At 68.9% G+C, this 19,939-nt stretch carries 20 protein-coding genes and 2 tRNA genes; 7 read left to right on the top strand and 15 right to left on the bottom strand.

The window, feature by feature from the left end:
- Positions 1–14 precede the first annotated feature (14 nt).
- The 7 genes from ACZ6WN_RS07000 to ACZ6WN_RS07030 form a co-directional block, all read right to left on the bottom strand.
- Positions 15–88 (bottom strand) — tRNA-Met (locus ACZ6WN_RS07000).
- Between the two features lie 145 nt (positions 89–233).
- Positions 234–307: transfer RNA gene (locus ACZ6WN_RS07005), tRNA-Met, on the bottom strand.
- A gap of 54 nt (positions 308–361) precedes the next feature.
- Complete coding sequence (locus tag ACZ6WN_RS07010; RefSeq protein WP_465863626.1) at positions 362–3,262, bottom strand: UPF0182 family membrane protein; 2,901 nt, start codon at positions 3,260–3,262, stop codon at positions 362–364.
- Positions 3,259–3,855, bottom strand: a complete 597-nt coding sequence (locus tag ACZ6WN_RS07015) for a PPA1309 family protein (protein ID WP_465863627.1) — start codon at positions 3,853–3,855, stop codon at positions 3,259–3,261. The genes ACZ6WN_RS07010 and ACZ6WN_RS07015 overlap by 4 nt, the downstream gene beginning before the upstream one ends.
- Positions 3,852–4,898, bottom strand: a complete 1,047-nt coding sequence (locus ACZ6WN_RS07020) for a YlbL family protein (RefSeq protein ID WP_465863629.1) — start codon at positions 4,896–4,898, stop codon at positions 3,852–3,854. The genes ACZ6WN_RS07015 and ACZ6WN_RS07020 overlap by 4 nt, the downstream gene beginning before the upstream one ends.
- 33 nt (positions 4,899–4,931) lie before the next feature.
- Entirely contained in the window at positions 4,932–5,168 is a 237-nt protein-coding gene (locus ACZ6WN_RS07025; protein WP_465863631.1) for a hypothetical protein, read from the bottom strand.
- A gap of 35 nt (positions 5,169–5,203) precedes the next feature.
- Positions 5,204–5,641, bottom strand: a complete 438-nt coding sequence (locus ACZ6WN_RS07030; protein WP_465863633.1) for a molybdenum cofactor biosynthesis protein MoaE — start codon at positions 5,639–5,641, stop codon at positions 5,204–5,206.
- Positions 5,642–5,697: 56 nt separating this feature from the next.
- On the opposite strand from ACZ6WN_RS07030, the gene ACZ6WN_RS07035 reads away from it, so the two are divergent.
- Both ACZ6WN_RS07035 and ACZ6WN_RS07040 read left to right on the top strand, forming a co-directional pair.
- Entirely contained in the window at positions 5,698–7,047 is a 1,350-nt protein-coding gene (locus ACZ6WN_RS07035) for a zinc-dependent metalloprotease (protein ID WP_465863635.1), read from the top strand.
- Positions 7,044–7,595 (top strand): NUDIX hydrolase, encoded by a 552-nt coding sequence (locus ACZ6WN_RS07040; protein WP_465863636.1) that lies wholly within the window; start codon positions 7,044–7,046, stop codon positions 7,593–7,595. Before ACZ6WN_RS07035 ends, ACZ6WN_RS07040 begins: the two co-directional genes overlap by 4 nt.
- 49 nt (positions 7,596–7,644) lie before the next feature.
- On the opposite strand, the gene ACZ6WN_RS07045 is transcribed toward ACZ6WN_RS07040, so the two are convergent.
- Both ACZ6WN_RS07045 and ACZ6WN_RS07050 read right to left on the bottom strand, forming a co-directional pair.
- A complete protein-coding gene (locus ACZ6WN_RS07045; protein WP_357334741.1) occupies positions 7,645–8,187 on the bottom strand; it encodes a M48 metallopeptidase family protein in 543 nt (180 codons plus the stop codon).
- Between the two features lie 11 nt (positions 8,188–8,198).
- Entirely contained in the window at positions 8,199–9,224 is a 1,026-nt protein-coding gene (locus tag ACZ6WN_RS07050) for a PHP domain-containing protein (protein WP_465863637.1), read from the bottom strand.
- A gap of 556 nt (positions 9,225–9,780) precedes the next feature.
- Between ACZ6WN_RS07050 and ACZ6WN_RS07055 the strand changes: the two genes are divergently transcribed.
- The 3 genes from ACZ6WN_RS07055 (at position 9,781) to argS (ending at position 12,792) form a co-directional block, all read left to right on the top strand.
- Positions 9,781–9,939 (top strand): DUF5679 domain-containing protein, encoded by a 159-nt coding sequence (locus tag ACZ6WN_RS07055; protein WP_091051197.1) that lies wholly within the window; start codon positions 9,781–9,783, stop codon positions 9,937–9,939.
- Positions 9,940–10,186: 247 nt separating this feature from the next.
- Entirely contained in the window at positions 10,187–10,960 is a 774-nt protein-coding gene (locus tag ACZ6WN_RS07060) for a hypothetical protein (protein ID WP_465863639.1), read from the top strand.
- 158 nt (positions 10,961–11,118) lie between these two features.
- Complete coding sequence (gene argS, locus ACZ6WN_RS07065) at positions 11,119–12,792, top strand: arginine--tRNA ligase (RefSeq protein WP_465864958.1); 1,674 nt, start codon at positions 11,119–11,121, stop codon at positions 12,790–12,792.
- 246 nt (positions 12,793–13,038) lie between these two features.
- Here the strand turns inward: argS and ACZ6WN_RS07070 are convergent, their stop codons facing one another.
- A complete protein-coding gene (locus tag ACZ6WN_RS07070) occupies positions 13,039–13,521 on the bottom strand; it encodes a carboxymuconolactone decarboxylase family protein (protein WP_465863641.1) in 483 nt (160 codons plus the stop codon).
- Positions 13,518–14,618, bottom strand: a complete 1,101-nt coding sequence (locus ACZ6WN_RS07075) for an NAD(P)H-dependent amine dehydrogenase family protein (RefSeq protein WP_465863643.1) — start codon at positions 14,616–14,618, stop codon at positions 13,518–13,520. The genes ACZ6WN_RS07070 and ACZ6WN_RS07075 overlap by 4 nt, the downstream gene beginning before the upstream one ends.
- A gap of 202 nt (positions 14,619–14,820) precedes the next feature.
- Between ACZ6WN_RS07075 and ACZ6WN_RS07080 the strand changes: the two genes are divergently transcribed.
- On the top strand, positions 14,821–16,380 hold the full coding sequence (locus ACZ6WN_RS07080) for a GMC oxidoreductase (RefSeq protein WP_465863645.1): 1,560 nt from the start codon (positions 14,821–14,823) through the stop codon (positions 16,378–16,380).
- A gap of 111 nt (positions 16,381–16,491) precedes the next feature.
- Here the strand turns inward: ACZ6WN_RS07080 and ACZ6WN_RS07085 are convergent, their stop codons facing one another.
- From ACZ6WN_RS07085 to ACZ6WN_RS07100, 4 genes are all read right to left on the bottom strand, one after another.
- Positions 16,492–16,656, bottom strand: coding sequence for a hypothetical protein (locus tag ACZ6WN_RS07085; protein WP_231380176.1), 165 nt, complete (start codon positions 16,654–16,656; stop codon positions 16,492–16,494).
- Positions 16,657–16,804: 148 nt separating this feature from the next.
- Positions 16,805–17,104 (bottom strand): WhiB family transcriptional regulator, encoded by a 300-nt coding sequence (locus ACZ6WN_RS07090; protein ID WP_355021597.1) that lies wholly within the window; start codon positions 17,102–17,104, stop codon positions 16,805–16,807.
- Between the two features lie 104 nt (positions 17,105–17,208).
- Positions 17,209–17,409 (bottom strand): hypothetical protein, encoded by a 201-nt coding sequence (locus ACZ6WN_RS07095; protein ID WP_465863648.1) that lies wholly within the window; start codon positions 17,407–17,409, stop codon positions 17,209–17,211.
- Positions 17,410–17,548: 139 nt separating this feature from the next.
- Entirely contained in the window at positions 17,549–19,600 is a 2,052-nt protein-coding gene (locus ACZ6WN_RS07100; protein WP_465863650.1) for an ATP-dependent DNA helicase UvrD2, read from the bottom strand.
- 89 nt (positions 19,601–19,689) lie between these two features.
- Here ACZ6WN_RS07100 and ACZ6WN_RS07105 point away from each other — a divergent pair, with 89 nt between their 5' ends.
- Positions 19,690–19,935, top strand: a complete 246-nt coding sequence (locus tag ACZ6WN_RS07105) for a mycoredoxin (RefSeq protein ID WP_336739777.1) — start codon at positions 19,690–19,692, stop codon at positions 19,933–19,935.
- The last annotated feature ends 4 nt before the right edge of the window (positions 19,936–19,939 follow it).

The following is a 19,939-nucleotide window of genomic DNA, read 5'->3' on the forward strand; positions in this document are numbered from 1 at the left end:
CCTTCGTCTTGGAGTAGCGGGGACAGGATTTGAACCTGTGACCTCTGGGTTATGAGCCCAGCGAGCTACCGAGCTGCTCCACCCCGCGTCGCAAGAACAACTCTACCGCGAAGCCGGCCGAACCCAAATTCGAGGGGCGACGGCCGGCGCCGACGCGGCGGATGAACAGGACCGCATCTCGAACGTGAAATCACGAAGGCCCGGACCGTGTGGTCCGGGCCTTCGTCTTGGAGTAGCGGGGACAGGATTTGAACCTGTGACCTCTGGGTTATGAGCCCAGCGAGCTACCGAGCTGCTCCACCCCGCGTCGCAAGAAGAACATTACACGCGGAGGGAAACGGACCCCTAATCGGAGGTGTCCTCAGCCTCCCGAGATGAGGTCGGCGGCCTGGTCGACCTTGTCCTGAGCCTCGGCGATGAGGCGCTCGCGCTCGGCGTAGTCGCCGGACTTGCCGGCCTCGTCGGCCTGGGCGAACAGGGCGCGGGCGTCCTCGAGGAGCTGGCCGACCTCACCCGGCGAGTCGCCGGAGGAGGGTGGGTTGGTCTCGGCCGGTTGCTCGTCGGGATCGGAGGCCGTCGGAGGCGTCGGGGCGGCGCCGGTCAGCGCGACCTCGAGGGCCTCGCTCAGCGTCGATCCGTAGCCGACCCGTCCGTCGTAGGAGACCAGCACGAAGGCCAGCTGGGCATAGCCCGAGGTCGAGGCGGTCGCCCGGCGGGCATAGATCGGCTCGACGTACAGGATGCCGTTCTTCGCGGTCGGATAGGTGATGACCTGGCCCCACACCGGCGCCGAGCCGGAGCGGTTGAACGAGGCGACCTCGTCGGCGATCGCCTTGTCCGTACGGAACTCGTTGGAGACCATGCCCGGACCCTGGGTGTCGTCGGGGAAGCCGGTGGTGATCCGGATCTTCCCGTAGTTCTCCGAGGTGGCATCCGAGTCCACCGACATCATCGCCGCCAGGTTGGGACGGTTGTAGGGCACGAAGGCGGAGGTCAGCGACCAGCGTGCGGTGCCCGAGCCGTCGTCGAGGAACATCCGGTAGGGCGTCTGCTGGTGGTTGTCGTCGTTCGGGTCCTCGGGTACGGCCCAGCGCTCGTTGCCGGAGAAGAAGACGTCCGGGTCGGAGACGTGGTAGCGCGCCAGCTGGTAGCGCTGCACCTTGTAGAGGTCCTCGGGGTAGCGAAGGTGCTCCATGAGCTCCTTCGGGATCGACGACTTCGGCATCACGGTGCCGGGGAAGGCCGCCTCCCACGTCTGCAGGATCGGGTCCGCCTCGTCCCACTCGTAGAGGGTGACCGTGCCGTCGTAGGCATCCACGGTCGCCTTCACCGCGTTGCGCATGTAGTTGATCTCGTCGGTCGGCAGCGTCTGCACCCCGGCCGAGGTCTGGGTGGCGTCGTCGGTCATCGAGGCGAACGAGTCGCGCGCGGCCTGCGGGTAGCGGTCGGTAGTCGTGTAGCCGTCGACCACCCACTGGATCCGCCCGCCGACGACGACCGGGTAGACGTCGTCGTCGAGGGTCAACCACGGCGCGACCTTCTGCACCCGCTCCTTCGGGGAGCGGTCGTAGAGGATCTCGGAGTTCTCGTTGACGCGCGAGGAGAGCAGGAAGTTCGTGGAGCCGAACTGGATGGCGTACATCAGCTGGCGGAAGTTGGAACCGATCGGGACACCGCCGGCACCTTCGTACGTCGTCCGGGTCTCGCCGTCCTCGGAGTTGTAGTCGAGCTCGACCGCGTTGCCCTTGGCGGACTTCCCGACGATCGAGTACTCCGGTGAGTCCTCACCGAAGTAGACCTTGTCCTGGAACTTGCCCTGGCCCGAGGTCAGGTCGTGCTGGCCGGTGCGGTCGCCCTCGGCCCACTGCATCTGGCTCGACTCCGACTTGTCGTCGGCCCCGCGCATGTTGGCGTAGGAGGCGATCACGCCGTTGGAGTGGGTGTAGACCGTGTGCAGGTTGGTCCAGGTGCGGTCGGAGTCGGAGATGCCGGCCTGGTTGAGCTCGCGTACGCCGAGCACGACCGCCCGCTCCTTGCCGCCGACGTCGTAGGTGGAGATGTCCAGCGGCTCGTGCACCGAGTAGTAGGAGCGACCCTGCTGGACCTGCTCGAACTCACGGTGGACGACCGCGGGGTCGACGATCGGCAGCGAGGAGGCGGTCTCGTCGAGCTGCTCGGGCGAGGCGCCGTCGGCCTCGGCCTGCGAGGTGTACTCGGTCACCTCGAGCTTGTCCTTGGAGATGCCGTAGGCGTCCTGGGTGGCCTTGATGTTGGCCGCCAGGTAGGGCTTCTCCTTGTCCTGCTCGCTCGGCCGGACCTGGAAGCCCTGCACGACCGCGGGCCAGATCATCCCGATCAGCAGCACCGAGATCGCGAACAGCGAGATCGCGATCGAGGGCAGCTGCCAGCTGCGACGCCACATGTTGAGGATGAACAGCACGCCACAGATCACCGCGATCCCGAGCAGGATCTGGTTGGCGGGGAGCACCGCGTGCTCGTCGGTGTAGGTCATCCCGTCCAGGCGGGGCCCGGAGCCGTTGACCAGGTCGTAGCGGTCGACCCAGTAGTCGAGCCCCTTGACCAGCAGGATCAGCCCGAGCATCGCGCTGAGCTGGATCTGCGCCGAGCGGGTGAACCGGTCGCGCTGCGCGGTCAGCCGGATCCCGCCGTAGACGTAGTGCACGATCATCGCGCCGATGGTGCCGAGGATCAGCCCGGTCAGGGCGAAGTTGACCAGGTAGTGCCACCACGGCAGGTCGAAGATGTAGAAGCCGATGTCCTTGCCGAAGAACTCATCGGTCTTGTCGAAGTCGCGTCCGTGGCGCCACATCAGGTACGTACGCCAGTGGCCGGCGCCCGAGAAGCCGGCGAAGATCCCCGAGACCCCGGCGACGCCGATCAGGAGCCAGGTGCGGATCGGGGCGATCGCGTCGCGGTAGCGGTCCAGCCCACCGATGTCGTCGGCGGGGTGGAAGTAGGGACGGGTGCGGTAGGCGAGCGCCGCGGGCAGCCCGATCATGATCGCCATCAGCACGAAGAAGATGACGAAGAGGGCCGTACGCGTCCAGAAGACCGTGCCGAAGACGCTGCTGAAGTCGATCGCGTCGTACCACAGCGCGTCGGTGTAGATCGCCGCGAAGGCACTGATGCCGAAGAAGAGCACGATGACCGAGACGGCCGAGATCGCCAGCCATCGGTTGCGGCCGGTGCTCTGGGTGCGCGCCGGCGCCTGCGCCGGGTCGTCGTCGTCGAACAGGCTCATTCGCCAGCCTCGCTGTCTGGGTTCTCCTCAAGAGTGCCACGCAGCAGCTCGAGGAGCTCGGGGACCAGGTCGACGCCGCCGATGACCGACTGGTCGTCGTCGTGCGCCTTCAACCGCAGAGCACAGTACGTAGCACCAGCACGTGTCGCGCCGGCCACGATGCGTACCTCCTGCCGGTCGGGGTGCGCCTTGGCGAACTCCGCGGCCGCCTCGGCGTCCTCGGGGATCTTGCCGTCGGCGTCGGGGGGCAGCACCAGGCGCTCGACGACCGCGGCGCAGCCGGTGACCCCTTGGGGCCAGGCGGTCGTCTGGAGGACCTCCTCCAGCTGGGTCGTCACCGGCACCTGGTCCTGCTCGATCGGGGTCAGCGACCCGTCCTGGTCGGGAGCGTCCAGACCCATCATCGTGGCCAACGCCGGTTCGGCCTCGACCAGCGCGGCGGTGTCGACCAGCGCGAAGAGCCGCGCCGGCCCGTCCCAGCCCTCGCCGGCGACGTGGGCCTCGATCTCGAGGACCGCCGCCGCCAGGGCGGGGTCGGTCTCCAGGTCGAGACCACGGCTGAGCTCGGGGGTGGGCTCAGGGGTGTCGTTCATTTCGCGCTCCCACAGGTCGGCAGCTTGGCATTCGGGTCCTCGGTCCAGGTTTCGATCGCCTTGATGGCGTCATCGAGGGTCTCCACACGGGTCAGGCGCATGTCACCGTTCTCGGCTCCCTCGACGTCTTGGCAGTTGCCGGCGGGTACCAGGAAGAGCTCGGCTCCGTCCGAGGCCGCGCCCGGGATCTTCTGCTGGATCCCGCCGATCGGGCCGACGTTGCCGTCACCGTCGATGGTGCCGGTGCCGGCGATCTTCTTCTCGCCGGTCAACGGCCCCTCGGTGAGGGTGTCGTAGACCGAGAGCGCCATCATCAGCCCGGCGCTCGGTCCGCCGATGGCCGGGTCGAGGGTGATCTTGACGTCGTAGGGGAACTCGTAGGTCGCCCCCAGCGAGACGCCGATGAAGGCCTTGCCGTCCTTCTCGCCGGTCTTGATGGTCTGGGTGAGCGTCTTGCCCTTGCGCTCGACGGTCAGCTCGACCGGGTCGCCGGGCTCGACCTTCTGCACCTCGGCGACGACCTCTTCGGGCGTGTCGACCGCCGTGTCGCCGACCTTGGTGATCACGTCGTCGGCCTTCAGCTTGCCGGCGGCCGGCGCGTCGTCGCTGACCTCGGCGACCGAGACCTCGTCGACGTCCTCGCCGAGCTTGGTGAGCGCCGCCGCGATCGCCGCGTCCTGGGCGCTGGCCATCTGGACCTGCCCGGCCTCGCGGTCGTCCTCGACGGTGCCCTGGTCGGGGTAGGCGACCTCGCGCGGGTAGACGGCCTCGGTGTCGCTCATCCAGGCGCCGAGCAGGGTCCAGAGCCCGAGCCTGGCCTCGCGGGTGGTCTCGGAGACCGTGGTCATCCGCAGCTGTCCCTTGTCGCGGTAGCTCTTGTGACCCTCGACCTGGACGATGTCCTTGCCGTCGAACTCGCCCAGGACGTTCACCGTCGGCCCGGGGCTGTAGATCGTGTAAGGCAGCGGAACGACCCAGGCGATCACGATCAGGGCAACCACGAGCGGCAGGGCGACGAGGCCGGCCAGGGTGCGCTGTGTCATAGCGTCACCTTCTCATTCAAGACCAAGTGGACCCTAAGAGGCATCGCGGTTGACACGCACCGCGACTCCGGTCGACCTGTCGGGCGGCGGCTGGGGCGCTGCGTACCTTCTCGAGCGCTCGCGGGTCTTGGTGTTCTCCAGCGCGATCCCGAGGCGGCGTACGACCTCTTCGCGGTCCTGCTCGCGCCCCTCACGTCCGAGGAACGCGACCCAGGCCATCGCCAGCACGGTGATGACCGCAGAGGGTACGAGCCAGAGCAGGATGTCCACGCTCAGAGCCTATTTGGTGGGGGTGGCGGCGCGCATCAGGGCGCGCCGACCCACTCGTCGGTGCCGTCGGTGAAGACCTGGTGCTTCCAGATCGGCACCTCGGCCTTGAGGGTGTCGATGAGGTCGCGCGAGGCGGCGAAGGCCTCGCCGCGGTGGCCGGAGGCGGTGGCCACGATGACGGCGATGTCGCCGATGTCGAGGTGGCCGGTGCGGTGGACGGCAGCGACACCCGCGACGCCGTGGTCGGCGGCCACCTTCTCGGCGACCTCCGCCAGACGGTCCAGGGCGCTCGGGTGGGCCTGGTAGTCGAGGCCGGTCACGCCCTTGCCACCGTCGTGGTCACGTACGCGGCCGACGAAGAGCGTCACCCCGCCGGAAGCGTCGTCGTCGAGTGCGTCCAGCACCTCGGTGACATCGAGAGGGGTCTCCCGGATGTCGAGGAGCTTGACGGCGCCAGTCTTCGGTTCAGCCATGGGAACAGCGTAGTGCTTGCTGACAGCGGGCTTCCGTCACCGCGTAGGCTGGACACATGAGTCAGACCCCAGGTGGCCCCGACGAGCCGGAGGAGCCGGAGAACCCGTTCAAGGGCACGCCCTTCGAGGCGTTCTTCGGTGGTTTTCCCATCGGCGGCGTCGGTGGAGGCCCCGGCGGCATGCCTGACCTGAGCCAGATCTTCGGTCAGATCCAGTCGCTGCTTCAGCCCTATGACGGCCCGCTCAACTGGGACGTCGCCATGGACCTCGCCCGCAAGGTCGCCGCGTCCTCGCCCGACCCGACGCCTTCGCAGAAGCAGAAGGACGCGGTCGCCGACGCCATCCAGCTGGCCGACCACTGGCTGGAGGACACCACGTCGTTCCCCTCCGGGGTGAAGTCCGCCACCGCCTGGTCGAAGGCCGAGTGGCTGGTCAACACCCTGGACGCGTGGAAACCGCTGATCGAGCCGGTCGCGGCCTCGACCGCGGCCGCGATGAGCGGCCAGCTCCCCGAGGACATGAAGGCCCAGATGGGCCCGATGATCGGGTTCGTCGGCAAGGCGATGGGCGCGTTGTACGCGAACCAGGCCGGCACCGGTCTCGGCCATCTCGCCGGCGAGGTCATCTCCGTCTCCGACATCGGCATCCCGCTGACCGAGCCCGGTCAGGCCGCGCTGCTGCCGGTCAACGTCGAGCCCTTCGCCGAGGGTCTGGGCGTCAGCACCGACGACGTGCTGCTCTTCCTGGCCCTGCGCGAGGCCGCCCACCAGCGGCTCTTCGCCGGCGTGCCGTGGCTGCGTGACCACGTCGTCTCGGCCGTGACCGACTACGCGCGCGGCGTCGAGCTCAACATGGAGGCCATGCAGCAGCGCATCGAGGAGCAGATGCGCGGCCTGGACCTCTCCGCCATGCAGGACCCGTCCCAGCTGCAGAACATGTTCGAGGAAGGCATGTTCGAGGTGCCGGACTCGCCCGCGCAGAAGGCGGCCCTGGAGCGGCTCGAGATCGTGCTGGCGCTCGTGGAGGGCTGGGTCGACGAGGTCGTCGCCCTGGCCACCGCCGAGAGGATGCCGGTCGCGGCGCAGCTGCAGGAGGCCGTACGCCGCCGGCGGGCTGCCGGCGGTCCGGCCGAGCAGACCTTCGCGACCCTGGTGGGCCTCGAGCTGCGGCCGAGGCGGCTGCGGGACGCGGCCGCGCTGTGGGGCTCGCTGCGCACCCGGCAGGGCATCGAGGCCCGCGACGGCGTCTGGATGTCGCCGGCGCTGCTGCCCACCTCGGCCGACCTCGACGACCCGCTCGGCTTCCGTGAGGGCGCCGAGGCCCCCGATGTCGACTCGATCGACTTCGACGCGGAGCTCAAGAAGCTGCTCGGCGGAACTGACTCCGACGGCCCCGACGACGAGTGAGCCTGCACGCTGACGCGCTCGCGACCCTGCGGGCGTGGGACGCTCCGTCGGCTCCCCAGGAGTCCTTGCGGCAGCGCTACGTCTCCCATCTCGAGGCCGAGTCCACCGGGATCTTCAAGTCGTGCGTCCCCGACCACCTGACCGCCTCGTGCGTGGTGCTCTCCGACGACGGCTCCTCGGTGCTGCTCACCCACCACCGCAAGGCGCGACGCTGGTTCCAGTTCGGGGGTCACCTCGAGCAGGACGACGCGACCCTGTGGGCGGCCGCCGCCCGCGAACTGCGCGAGGAGTCCGGCGTGCCGGACCTGGTGCCGCTGCCCGGGCCGGTGCAGCTCTCCGAGCACCCGGTGCCTTTCTGCGCTCCCTCGGGAGACGTCCACCACCTCGACGTACGCTTCCTGGCCGTCGCTCCCGCCGGTGCGGTGCCGGCGGTGAGCGAGGAGTCGCTGGACGTACGTTGGTGGCCGGTCGACGCCATCCCCGACCCCGATCCGGACATGATCGAGCTCATCAAGCTCGCCCAGTCCCGCCGAGTCGGCGCATCTTGACGCGATCCCCCGCCGAGTCGGCGCGTCATGACGCGCCGACTCGGCGGGGTCAGTCGATCTCTTCGACGTCGTCGTCCTCGCCCGGAGGGGCGGGGAGCTTGGCGGCGGCGGACCAGCCGGCCAGGTAGCCCTTGGCACGCTCTGCCTGGGGATAGCGGTCGACCCACGCCCAGAAGGCCTCGTTGTGCTTGGCCTCGAAGAGGTGGGCGAGCTCGTGGACGAGCACGTAGTCGACGACCCAGCTCGGCATCCCTCGCAGCCGGTCGCTGAGCCGGATCGAGCGGTCACCCGGGGTGCACGAGCCCCAGCGGCTGTTCTGGTTGTCGACCCAGCGCACGGAGTCGGGCTTGGCCAGGCCGCCGAAGTACTGGTCGCTCAGCGCGGCCGAGCGCCGCATCAGATCATCGTCGCTGGGCTTGCGACGCCGCTCCGCCTTCTCCAGGCGGGCGACCATCTGCTCGACCCACTCGGCCTCCTCGCGCTGGGACATGGCGGCCGGGATCATCACGATGATCCGGTCGCCGTCACGGTAGGCGGAGACCGTACGCCGACGCCGCTTGCTGCGTCGCACCTCGATCTCCGGGCCGTCCATAGGTCAAGAAACTACCTGTTCGCCCAGGCCAGCAGGCGATCCCGCGGCCAGGTGTTGATGATCCGTTCCTCTTCGATACCCGCCATTTCGGCTCGTTCGCACCCCAGGACGAGGAAGTCGAGCTGCCCCGGGGCGTGCGCGTCCGAGTCGATCGAGAAGAGGCAACCGGCGTCGCGAGCGAGCTCGAGGAGCTTGGTCGGCGGGTCTCTGCGCTCGGGCCGGGAGTTGATCTCGACCGCGACCCCGTGCTCGGCGCACGCCTCGAAGACCTTGCGGGCGTCGAACTGGCTGCCGGGCCGGGTGCCGCGGTTTCCGGTGACCAGCCGGCCGGTGCAGTGGCCGAGCACGTTCATCCTCGTCGTGGAGACCGCGTTGACCATCCGTCTCGTCATCTGCTCCTTGTCCATCTTGAGCTTGGAGTGGACGCTGGCGACCCGCAGCTGGAGCTTGGCGAGCATCTCGTCGGTCTGGTCGAGGCTGCCGTCGTCGAGGATGTCGACCTCGATGCCCTTCAGCAGGGTGAAACCGTGCCCGGCGAGGTGGTCGTTGACGGCGTCGACGACGCCGAGCTGGCGCTCCAGGCGGGCGGCGCTGAGACCGTTGGCGACGGTCAGACGCGGACTGTGGTCGGTGAGCACCAGATACTCATGGCCCAGCTCGATCGCGGTGAAGGCCATCTCCTCGATCGGCGAGCCGCCGTCGGACCAGTCGGAGTGGCTGTGCAGGTCGCCGCGGAGCCTGCTCCGCAGCCCCTCCCCCGCTCCGGCAGCGGTCAACGGACCGCCGTGGTCGCGCTCGGTGTCCTGCAGCCGCTGCGGAACCTCGCCGCGCGCGGCCTCGGTGATGACCTTGGCCGTGCTGGCGCCGACCCCGCTCAGCTCGGTCAGCGTGCCCTCGGCCGCCCGGCGGCGTACGTCCTCCTCGGAGAGGGGAAGGATCGCGGCTGCCGCGGCGCGGAACGCCCTCACCTTGTAGGTGTCCTCGCGACCGCGCTCGAGCAGGAATGCGATCCGACGCAGGGCTGCGACGGGGGACAACGGCTCGCCTACCACATCTTCCTCCAACTATTTTTGTCCTCCACAGCCGGTGGAGAATGCTTTTCCCAGGTCAAGGTCTGGATTCAACCGAAAATTCTCCGTCCCGTCACCTTCGTTACTCACAGGAAAGCGCAGGTCTTCCACTGGCTGTCCCCAAGCAAAGCGGGGTTGTCCACATCTTGTCCACAAGCAACACGGAGTGGGACGTTGACGCACTCCCTCATCCTCTTTAAGTTCGATGTCAGTGGGACCCCCGGCGCCGCCGGACGGCCTTCGCAAGGGGAAGGCGAAGGACGATCCAGGCACCGGGGGTCCCTCCATTTCCAACACCGTCTCCACGACCTTCGCGACCGCCTCGATGGACCTTCGATACGTCCTCGAAAGCCCCGTATCCCCCGGTATGACGCCAACACGCCGACACTCGCTTGATAGCCCGTGTTGCCGCCGAAAGCGCCGCGTGTCGTAGGGTCGAGTTGGCTCGTCATGACGAGCTTCCGACGGGCTTCCCTGACAACCCCGTCGCGACGACCAGTTACATATAGGCAAGGAGGCCGTCATGGCGGAGACCTGGAGCGGCGAGTTCTACTGCGTGAAGTGCAAGGAGAAGCGCGAGGCAACCGGTGAGATTCGGGTGAACGACAAGGGCACCAAGATGGCCAAGGCCGTCTGCCCCGTCTGCAGCACCAACCTCAACCGCATCCTCGGTAAGGCCTGACCACTCAGTTCATCCTGAGCCCACGCGGCGGCGTCCCCGGCATGTCCGGCGGCGCCGCTGCCACGTTTTGCCGAGGCGTCACCCCCGTCGGCCGAGGCGTCACCCCCGTCGGCCGAAGCGTCACGCGCGTCGGCCGAAGCGTCATCCGCGTGCCAACTCGGCCGACGCGCGTGACGCCTCGACGGGTTATCCACAGGCCCTGTGGATTGTCGGTGCGGGAAATCTCGGCCGGTGTGAGACTCCCGGCATGAGCATGCGCTACCGGATTCGGCCGGGGTACGTGGCCGTACGACGTGATGAGAACCGACTCCAGATCGGCATCGACCCGCCCCGGCGGGCGATCGTGCAGGACGGCGTGGAGGTACGCCGCCTGCTGACCGACCTCGCCGCCGGCCGGGCGGTCGAGCCCGACCACCTGCCCGGTCGGCACGCGATGCAGCAGCTGGGCAACGCCGGCCTGCTGATGGATGCCGATGGCGGCGAGCCGCCACCACGGGTCGGCCTCGAGGGTCCGCCCGCCCTGCTCGCCGCGGCACGGGCGCTCCTCGGGCCCGCCCCGGCGATGCTGAGCGCCCCGGACATCGTCGTGCTCCTCTCCGAGGGGCCGCTGGACCGCGAACGAGCAGACGAGATGGTGCGCGAGGGCCGGGCACACCTCGTCGTCGAGAGCGGCCCCGACACCTGGACGGTCGGCCCGCTGGTCGCCCCCGGGGTCACCGCCTGCCTACGCTGCGTCGACGCGACCCGCGCCGAGGACGACGATCGGCGTGCCGTGGTCGTGAGCCAGCTCGTCGGCAACGAGGTGCCCAGCGACGCGCTGCTGCAGTCCCTCGCGCTCTCCTGGGCCGTACGCGACGCCCGCAGCTATCTCGCCGGGCGCACCCCGGCGTCGTGGTCGACGTCGGTGATCCTGACGCGTGCGGACGCGCCCACCGTCCGAGCCTGGCTGCGGCATCCCTACTGCGGCTGTGCGTGGGACCTGATCGCCTCGGCCGGACCCGGCACGGGCGAACCGGCTTGACCTGCGCAGACGCCTCGGGCACCCTTGCGGACATGGTCACGAAGAGCGCGCTGCGACGACGAGGCATGGGTCTCTGACCCCGCCCTCGCGTCAGCCTGCCCTCTTCACCTCCTAGGACCACTCTCGTGCACGAGCACACCCTTGCCCTGTCCGCCTGTCTGCAGGACGCCGTCGTCGCCTGCTTCGGCGACGCCTACGCCGGCATCGATCCCGAGCTGCGCCCGGCCACCCGGCCCGAGTTCGGCCACCTCCAGTCCAACCTCCCGCTGCGGTTGGCCGGTCCGCTCGGCCTGGCGCCGCGGGAGATCGGCGCCCGCCTCATCGACGCCGTCGATCTTGGCGACACCGGCACCCTCGAGCTGGCCGGCGCCGGCTTCCTCAACTTCACCTGGTCACCCGACGTCCTCGGCGCGGTCGTCGCCGACCTGCTGACCGACCCACACCTGGGCGTACCCGAACCCGAGAGCCCGATGCGGGTCGTCGTCGACTACTCCTCCCCCAACGTCGCCAAGCCGATGCACGTGGGCCACCTGCGCTCCACGGTCATCGGCGACTCCCTGGCCAGGGTGCTGGCCTACGCCGGCCACGACGTCGTGCGGCAGAACCACCTCGGCGACTGGGGCACCCAGTTCGGCATGCTGGTCGAGGAGCTGCTCGGAGAGGGCATCAGCGATCCGGCGAAGGTCGCCGGCCTGGACATGGCCGAGCTGCTCGCGCTCTACCGGCGGGCCAAGGCACGCTTCGACGACGACCCGGGCTTCGCCGGCTCGGCCCGGCGGCGGGTGGTCGCGCTCCAGTCCGGCGAGCCGACGACCCGCGCGCTCTGGCAGGCGCTCGTGGACGCCTCGATGGCAGAGTTCGACGCCACCTACAGCCGGCTCGGCGTACTCCTGACCGAGGACGACTTCGACGGCGAGAGCCGCTACAACCCGCAGCTTCCGGGCGTGGTGGAGGATCTTCGGGCAGCGGGTCTGCTGAGCGAGTCGGCCGGCGCCCAGGTCGTCTACCCCGACGGCTTCACCGGCCGCGACGGCACACCGCTGCCGCTGATCGTGCGGAAGGCCGACGGCGGGTTCGGGTACGCAGCCACCGACCTCGCCACGATCCGCCACCGCGTCGACGACCTGGCCGTGGATCGGGTCGTCTACATCGTCGACCACCGGCAGAGCCAGCACTTCGAGATGGTCTTCGCCGTCGCCCGGGCCGCCGGCTGGCTGCCCGGCTCGGTGGAGGTTCGGCACATCGGCTTCGGCACCGTGCTCGGCCCCGACGGGCGGCCGTTCAAGACCCGCTCGGGCGAGACGGTCACCTTGACCGCGCTCCTGGACGCCGCCGAGGAGGCAGCCGCTGCCAGCTATGCCGGCCGTGAGGTCGTACGCGCCGTGGCCAATGCCGCGGTGAAGTACGCCGACCTCTCCAACAACCTCGCCCGCGACTACGTCTTCGACGTCGCCCGGATGTCGGCCACCACCGGCGAGACCGGCCCGTATCTGCAGTACGCCCATGCCCGGGTGTGCAGCATCCTCGCGCAGGCTCCTGGGTCGACCCACGTCATCGGCACCCTGTCCCACCCGGCCGAGCAGCGGCTGGCGCTGGAGCTGGCCGGCTTCGCGGCGGTGGTCGCCAAGGTCACCGACACCTTGGAGCCTCATCACCTGACCGCGTACCTCTATGGTCTGGCGACCGCCCTGACGGCGTTCTACGAGAACTGTCCGGTGCTCAAGGCGGAGGGTGAGGTCAGGCAGACCCGGCTCGCACTGTGCGAGGCGACCCGGCGAGTGCTGTCAGCGGGACTCGGGCTCCTCGGCATCGAGGCGCCTCGAAGGATGTGAGCTCAGGCCCACCAGTCGGAGTCGAGCTTGGCTTCCATGGAGCGCACGTGACGTCGCGAACAGGCCTCGCAGAACGACTTCGAGCGCCCTCGCTCAACCGCGGTGGTCCATGCGAGGAGGCGGTTGGGATCGGCCTCATAGCATCCGCAGAAATCGCAGGTCTTCATGCCTCAACGATAGGTCGAAATCCTGCGGTTCCGAGGGCGCAACACCGAAATTCTGGATCACCTGGATGTCAGATCCGTGTTACCGCTGGGCGGGTAGGACACAGGTGGCATCGAGGCCCAGAACATGGTTGAGGCGACCGAACGCCAGCCACGATCCGAGGCACATGCTCAGCTCGACGATCTCGGCATCGGTGTAGTGGGCCGACATCCGGTCCCAGAAGTCCTGGTCGATGCCGTGGTGGTCGATCGCGTAGCGCTCCGCGTACTCGGCGGCGAGCCGGGTGCGGTCGTCGAAAGCGTCCGTCGTACGCCACTCCTCGACCGCCGCCGCGAACGTGTCCTCGACCTTCTCCCCGTCTCGTTCGGTGCGCCAGTCGAGGCAGAAGACGCACCCGTTGATCTGGGCGATCCGCAGCCGCGCGGCCTCGAACTCGCGGAGCCCGAGCGTGGTGTGCTCGTAGACAGCCAGGGAGAGACCGGCGGCAGCCGGGCCGATCCCGGGGACCATCGACCCCCAGACGTACGTGATCGGGTCCTGCCCCTCGGGGACGTCGATGATCATGCGGTCACACCTTCCTGGGCGACCTTGGCCGCACCGAGCTTGCCGGTCGCCGGACGCAACGGGACGTCGAGCGCGTCATAGAGGCCGGGGCCTGCGTCGATGAGCCACTCGATCGCGCCGACGAGCCGGCCGACCGCGGTGGCGTTGCCACCCGCCGCACGGTTGCCCGCCTTGTCGGTCGCCTCGACCGTCACCTCGATCCGCGGGTCGCCCTCGATGATCACCCGGTGGGCACCGTCGCCGTCGGGTGGCGACGGCCATTCCGGGGCGCAGGAGGGGTGGATGCGAGTGACGTGCTCGACGACGATGAGTGGCTCGCCGCCGACGATCCCCTGGACCTCGAAGCGCACCGCACCCTGGGTGCCCTTCTCGAAGTCGCCCATCGAGGTGGTGGTCACGGTCTCGTCGAGCGGCAGCCGTTCGACGGTCTCCCGGATCTCGTCGAGCTCGACCTCGAGCCCGCGGGCGATCAACCGGACCTGACCGCCCCACACCATGGTCGGCACCGTCTCCATGAGCATCGGGGCGTCGTAGTCCATCGGCTGCCCCATCCCGACGAGATAGCGGACGGAGTCGGGCTGGTCGTAGGTGGAGTAGTCGAAGATCTCCTGGCACCGGACGACGTCCACGGTGCTGCCCAGGCCGCTGACCAGGAGGGGCAGCACGTCGTTCCCCCACCCGGGGTCGACCCCGGAGACGAAGAGCGACCCGCCGCCCTCGGCGATGGCGGCCAGCACCGGTTCGCGCATCTCCGGCGGAGCGTTGCGCTGGTCGTAGAGCGCGTAGAGGGCGGGCGTGACCACCACGGCGCCGGTGCCGATCGCTCGCACGATGTCGGCGAGGGCCTCGTCGGGACGGATGTCGCCGGATGCGGCGTACACGATCGCCTGCGGACGCGTCGCGAGCACCGCGTCGATGTCGTCGGTGGCGGCGACGCCGAGATCACGGCCGATCTCCGCGAGGTCGCCCGCGTCCCGGCCGACCTTCTCAGGGTCGTGGACGAGCACGCTGGTCAGCTCGAGCCGTGGGTGTGCCTCGACCGCCTGGATGGCGAGCCGACCGATGTTTCCCGTGCCCCAAACGCATGCGGTGACCATGCGACCTCCCTGTCGATGTGTCTTGCCGGTCTTCATGAATGTTGCGAAACCTCTGACACCCCCACCGGCATACTAGAACATGTTCTAGCAATCAGTGATGAAAAGGGAGGTCATCTTGAGCAACACACCACGAGAGGACAGGTCGCGGGGCCTGTCACGCCGAGGGTTCGTGCTCGGCGCAGGCTCACTGGCTGGGGTCGGAATGCTGGGAGGAGCATTCGGAACCAGCCCGACGTGGGCCACCGCGGCACCGTCCTCGATCGGCAACGGCGCGCAGGTGCCGGTGCTGGTCATCGGCACCGGCTACGGCGGCTCGGTCGCGGCCCTGCGGCTGGCCCAGGCCGGCGTCAACGTCCACATGGTCGAGATGGGGCAGGACTGGGCCACCGTCGCACCAGGGAACGACGGCAAGATCCACCCGAAGGTGAGCGCTCCGGACTATCGGTCCTTCTGGATGCGTACGCGGACCAAACAGCCGCTCAGCAACTTCCTGGGGTTCCCGATCGACAAGGACGTCCCGAAGTACGCCGGCATCCTGGACGCCGAGGACTTCGCCGGCATCTCCGTCTACCAGGGACGCGGCGTCGGCGGCGGCTCGCTCGTCAACGGAGGCATGGCCGTCACGCCGAAGCGGGAGAACTTCGGCGCCATCCTCCCCTCGGTGGATGCCGCCGAGATGTACTCCACCTACTACCCGCGGGCCAATGCCGCCCTCGGCGTCGGATCCGTCGACCCGGACTGGTTCGAACGGACCTCCTACTACCAGTACTCACGGGTGGGCCGGAAGCACGCTCAGCGCTCGGGCTTCGCGTGGACGTTCGTCCCGGACGTCTACGACTGGAACTACATGATCGCCGAGGACAACGGCAGCGTCCCGAAGTCGGCGCTGGCCCAGGAGGTCATCTACGGGAACAACTACGGCAAGAGGACGCTGCCGAAGACGTACCTCGCCCAGGCTGCCGCGACCGGGAAGGTGACGATCTCCTCCCTGCACCGGGCCACGTCGGTCCAGCCGGCTGCGACCGGTGGGTACGACGTCGTCCTCGAACAGATCAACACCGCCGGCGACGTGGTGGCCACCAAGACGGTCAACGCGGGCAAGGTGTTCTTCGCGGCCGGCAGCGTCGGCACGAGCAAGCTGCTGGTGAAGCTGAAGGCGACCGGTGCGCTGCCCGCGCTGAACGGCGAGGTCGGCCAGGGATGGGGCGACAACGGCAACGTGATGGTCGGGCGGGCCAACCACATGTGGGACCCGACCGGTGACGTGCAGTCGACGATCCCGTGCTCGGGCATCGACAACTGGGACGCCGGCGGCGCCTTCGCCGAGGTCGCGCCGCTGCCTGCCGGTCTCGAGACGTTCGCGTCCTTCTACCTCGCGATCACCAAGACCCAGCGCCGGGCGGCGTTCAGCTACAACTCGACGAGCGGAAAGGTCGACCTGTCCTGGCAGACCGCGTGGAAGCAGGACTCGATCACGATGGCGAAGACCATCTTCGACAAGATCAACAAGACCGAGGGGACGATCTACCGGACCGACCTGTTCGGCACGAACAAGATCTGGGGTGACCACCTGACCTACCACCCGCTGGGCGGCGCCGTCCTGAACCGGGCGACGGACAACTACGGGCGGCTCCACGGTTACAACGGCCTGTACGTCATCGACGGCTCGCTCATCCCCGGCAACACGAGCGTCAACCCGTTCGTCACGATCACCGCCCTCGCGGAGCGGAACATCGAGAGGATCATCGCCACCGATCTCTGATCGGGGCGGCGCGCTGAAAACAGGACCGGCCAGTCCGAGGGTTTCTCGGACTGGCCGGTCATCTTCCACACCCGCGATCAGAGGGGTGAGGTCTGGTGTCCCGTGAGGGACTTACAGCGCGCGGGCAAGAGCCAGCTTCGCCTGGACGGCGGCTCGCTCGGCCTTGCGGCCCAGGCGAGCGGCCTTGACGAGGGCATGGCCTCGCCGCAGTTCACGCGCCTCTCCCAGGCGCGCGGCCATTTGCGCGCGCGCCAGGTCTTCGTAAAGCAAGTTCATCTGAGTGCTCCGTACTCGGTTGGTGTTCATGTCTGTCTGGTTCTCCTGCTGGTCAGCGGGCTCCGGCGCCCATGGTCATCACAATCGTGTTCATGGCTGTTGCCTTTCGTCGTTGAAACGGCTGCTGGTGGTGCTGGTGTTCGAGTGCTCAGGCGGCGTCCTTACGGGGCCGGCCACGGGGCCGCTTGCGGGGGATCACCTTCCCCTGCAGGAGCAGCTGGCCGCCCCAGACGCCCCAGGGCTCACGCCGGTCGAGGGCGCTGGCGAGGCAGAGCGGCTGCACGGGGCAGGTCGCGCAGAGCGTCTTGGCGAACTCGACGTCGGCAGGAGACTCGGCGAACCACAGCTCGGGGTTGTTGACCCGGCAGGGCAGCTGGTCCTCGTCGTAGCGGTTGGCGCGGTCGTGGAGAACGCCGAGAGTGACCTCGGGCTCGAGAATGCTGGTCATATGTACACCTCCTTTGTGACTGATCGCGGGTTTTGAGAAACAGAAAAGCCGCGGATCCCGGGTTTCGGGTTCCGCGGCCTGGAGGCTGCTGTGACTACGTGGTTCTACGTAGTCGGACAGCTCCAGGCTCGAATCCCGTGGGACTTGACCTTGATGGCATCCGCCTGCGGGGACACGAGTCCCTCGACGCGCATGCCGTAACCGGCGCCCGTAAAGGCACCAGTAGCCGGGGTGGACAGCTCGGGGTGGCCGCACGCGGACATGGCGATGCCATTGATCGGCGTCTGGATCGTGTTGATCTTCATCGGGGCCACCTCCTTCGGGGCTGTCGGGCGCGCTCAACAGGCGCGCGGGCTTTACTTGATGAAAGAACAGTAACCGGCCGGGCAGGTCGGCGGCAAACGATTAAACCGGTTGATTTCGAGGAATTTCCGTGGAGGACTTTTACGCCTCCGCGGTGATCACCTGAAGGACTTCCGATCCGTACGTCTCCACCTTGCTGCGGCCGATGCCGGCGATGCGCTGCAGATCCTGGAGGGTGCCCGGCTTCTGCTCGGCGATCTGCTCCAGCGTCGCGTCGGTGAAGACCACGAACGCGGGCTTGCGGATGGCCTCGGCGGTCTCCTTGCGCCACTGCTTCAGCCGGCCGTAGAGCTCCTCGTCGTAAGGCGCGTCGCAGCCCTCGTGACGGCCCATCCGCTTCTCGGCCGCCGAGCCGAGCGGCCCGCCGCACGCCTTGCACATCCGCGCCTTGCCGGAGCCGGGGCGCCGCGTCGGCGCCGCCGAGCGGGCCGGCCGCAGCGGGTCGAGGAACCGCGACGGCCTGCGCCGCGCGGCCTGGCCCGGCTGTCGCGCCAGCGCCCAGGACAGGGTCAGGTCGACCCGCGCCCGGGTGAGACCGACGTAGAGCAGCCGCCGCTCCTCCTCGATCTCGGCCGGCGTCGGCTCCTCGCCGCGGAGGATGAACGGCATCGTGCCGTCCTGGAGGCCGACCAGGAAGACCGAGTCCCACTCCAGACCCTTGGCGGCGTGGAAGGTCGCCAGGGTCACGCCCGACGGCACCGGCGCGTGCTGCTCGGCCGCACGGCGGTCGAGCTCGGCGACGAGACCGGCCAGGTCGCCGCCGGCCGCGGAGAAGGTGCGTGCCTGGTCGATCAGCGCCTGCCACGACTCCCAGCGGTCGCGGGTCTGGCCGCGGCCCTCGGGCGGCTCGGAGGTCCAGCCCATCCCGGCCAGGATCCCGTGGACCGACTCCAGCAGCTCGTCACCGATCACGGCGCCCTGGCCGCCTCGCGCCGCACCGCGGATCCGGGTCACCGCCTCACGGACCTCGGGGCGGTCGAAGAACCTGGCGGCGCCGCGCAGGACGTAGGGGATCCGGCGCGCGGTGAGCGCGTCCTCGTAGGCCTCCGACTGAGCATTGATCCGGAACAGGATCGCCATCTCGTGGTAAGGCTTGCCGGACTGGTGCAGGCGCAGGATCTCGGCGGCGACACCCTCGGCCTCGGCGACCTCGTCGGGCTGCTCGACATGCTCGACGGCCGGCCCGGAGTCGCGTTGCGCCTGCAGCTGGACACCGGCGCTCGGCGTACCTTCCAAGACCTTGTTGGCAGCCTTCACGATCTGCGGTGAGGAGCGGTAGTTGCGGACCAGCTCGACCGAGGTGGCTTCGGGGTGCTTCTTCGGGAAGTCGCGCAGGTAGGCGGCGTCCGCGCCGGCGAAGGTGTAGATCGTCTGCGCCGGGTCGCCGACGACGCAGAGCTCGCTGCGCCCGCCGAGCCAGAGGTCGAGCAGCGCCGACTGCAGCGGCGACACGTCCTGGAACTCGTCGACGGTGAACCACTTGTACTGCCGCCGGACCTGCGCCGCGACCCGCTCGTCGTGCTCCAGGAGGCCGGCGGTCAGGAGCAGCACGTCCTCCATGTCCATCCGCGCCTGGGTGCGCTTGACGTCCTCGTAGGCCGCATAGATGTGGCCGACCATCGACGGCGTCAGCCCACCGACCTCGCGGCCCCGCGCCTCGGCCGACTTCGGGTAGTCGTCGGGGTGGACGTTGGAGACCTTCGACCACTCGATCTCCGAGGCCAGGTCGCGCGCCTGGGCCTGGTCGACGTTGATCCGCTGGCGCTGCGCGGCCGCGCGGATCAGCGGGATCTTCGACTCGGTCAGGTTGGGCAGCTCGGTGCCGTAGACCTTCGGCCAGAAGAACCGCAGCTGGCGCAGGGCGGCGGAGTGGAAGGTGCGCGCCTGGACCGCACCGGCGCCCATCGCGCGCAGCCGCTGCCGCATCTCCCCCGCCGCCCGGGTGGTGAAGGTGACCGCGAGGACCTCCTGGGGCGCGTAGACCCCGGTGGCGACGCCGTAGGCGATCCGGTGGGTGATCGCCCGGGTCTTGCCGGTCCCCGCACCCGCCAGCACCCGGACCGGACCGCGCAGTGCCTCCGCCACCCGGCGTTGCTCGGGGTCGAGGGCGGCGAGGAGGGACTCGGGGGTCATGGGCGGGAAGAACTCCTCGGGGTGGGAACGTTGTGCCTGCGGGCCAACACTATTGGCTCGCACCGACAGTTCTGATGAGGAGAGCCCCGATGAGCAGCTTCACGATGTACACCACACCCTGGTGTGGCTACTGCCAGCGACTCAAGGGACAGCTCGGCCGTGAAGACATCACCTTCGACGAGGTGGACATCGAGCAGGTCCCCGAGGCCGCTCAGATCGTCGAGCAGGTCAACGGCGGCAACCAGACCGTCCCGACCCTCGTCTACTCCGACGGCACCGCGATGACCAACCCGTCGATCGCCCAGGTCAAGGCGAAGCTCGCCGAGCTGGCCTGACGCC

The sequence above is a fragment of the Nocardioides sp. NPDC054178 genome (genome assembly GCF_055585005.1).

What these genes read in the sequence shown, in the direction of transcription:
- ACZ6WN_RS07010 (WP_465863626.1), bottom strand. Translation starts at nt 3,262, where the DNA reads ATGAGCCTGTTCGACGACGACGACCCGGCGCAGGCGCCGGCGCGCACC.
- ACZ6WN_RS07015 (WP_465863627.1), bottom strand. Translation starts at nt 3,855, where the DNA reads ATGAACGACACCCCTGAGCCCACCCCCGAGCTCAGCCGTGGTCTCGAC.
- ACZ6WN_RS07020 (WP_465863629.1), bottom strand. Translation starts at nt 4,898, where the DNA reads ATGACACAGCGCACCCTGGCCGGCCTCGTCGCCCTGCCGCTCGTGGTT.
- ACZ6WN_RS07030 (WP_465863633.1), bottom strand. Translation starts at nt 5,641, where the DNA reads ATGGCTGAACCGAAGACTGGCGCCGTCAAGCTCCTCGACATCCGGGAG.
- ACZ6WN_RS07035 (WP_465863635.1), top strand. Translation starts at nt 5,698, where the DNA reads ATGAGTCAGACCCCAGGTGGCCCCGACGAGCCGGAGGAGCCGGAGAAC.
- ACZ6WN_RS07045 (WP_357334741.1), bottom strand. Translation starts at nt 8,187, where the DNA reads ATGGACGGCCCGGAGATCGAGGTGCGACGCAGCAAGCGGCGTCGGCGT.
- ACZ6WN_RS07055 (WP_091051197.1), top strand. Translation starts at nt 9,781, where the DNA reads ATGGCGGAGACCTGGAGCGGCGAGTTCTACTGCGTGAAGTGCAAGGAG.
- ACZ6WN_RS07060 (WP_465863639.1), top strand. Translation starts at nt 10,187, where the DNA reads ATGAGCATGCGCTACCGGATTCGGCCGGGGTACGTGGCCGTACGACGT.
- ACZ6WN_RS07070 (WP_465863641.1), bottom strand. Translation starts at nt 13,521, where the DNA reads ATGATCATCGACGTCCCCGAGGGGCAGGACCCGATCACGTACGTCTGG.
- ACZ6WN_RS07075 (WP_465863643.1), bottom strand. Translation starts at nt 14,618, where the DNA reads ATGGTCACCGCATGCGTTTGGGGCACGGGAAACATCGGTCGGCTCGCC.
- ACZ6WN_RS07080 (WP_465863645.1), top strand. Translation starts at nt 14,821, where the DNA reads ATGCTGGGAGGAGCATTCGGAACCAGCCCGACGTGGGCCACCGCGGCA.
- ACZ6WN_RS07085 (WP_231380176.1), bottom strand. Translation starts at nt 16,656, where the DNA reads ATGAACTTGCTTTACGAAGACCTGGCGCGCGCGCAAATGGCCGCGCGC.
- ACZ6WN_RS07090 (WP_355021597.1), bottom strand. Translation starts at nt 17,104, where the DNA reads ATGACCAGCATTCTCGAGCCCGAGGTCACTCTCGGCGTTCTCCACGAC.
- ACZ6WN_RS07095 (WP_465863648.1), bottom strand. Translation starts at nt 17,409, where the DNA reads ATGAAGATCAACACGATCCAGACGCCGATCAATGGCATCGCCATGTCC.
- ACZ6WN_RS07100 (WP_465863650.1), bottom strand. Translation starts at nt 19,600, where the DNA reads ATGACCCCCGAGTCCCTCCTCGCCGCCCTCGACCCCGAGCAACGCCGG.
- ACZ6WN_RS07105 (WP_336739777.1), top strand. Translation starts at nt 19,690, where the DNA reads ATGAGCAGCTTCACGATGTACACCACACCCTGGTGTGGCTACTGCCAG.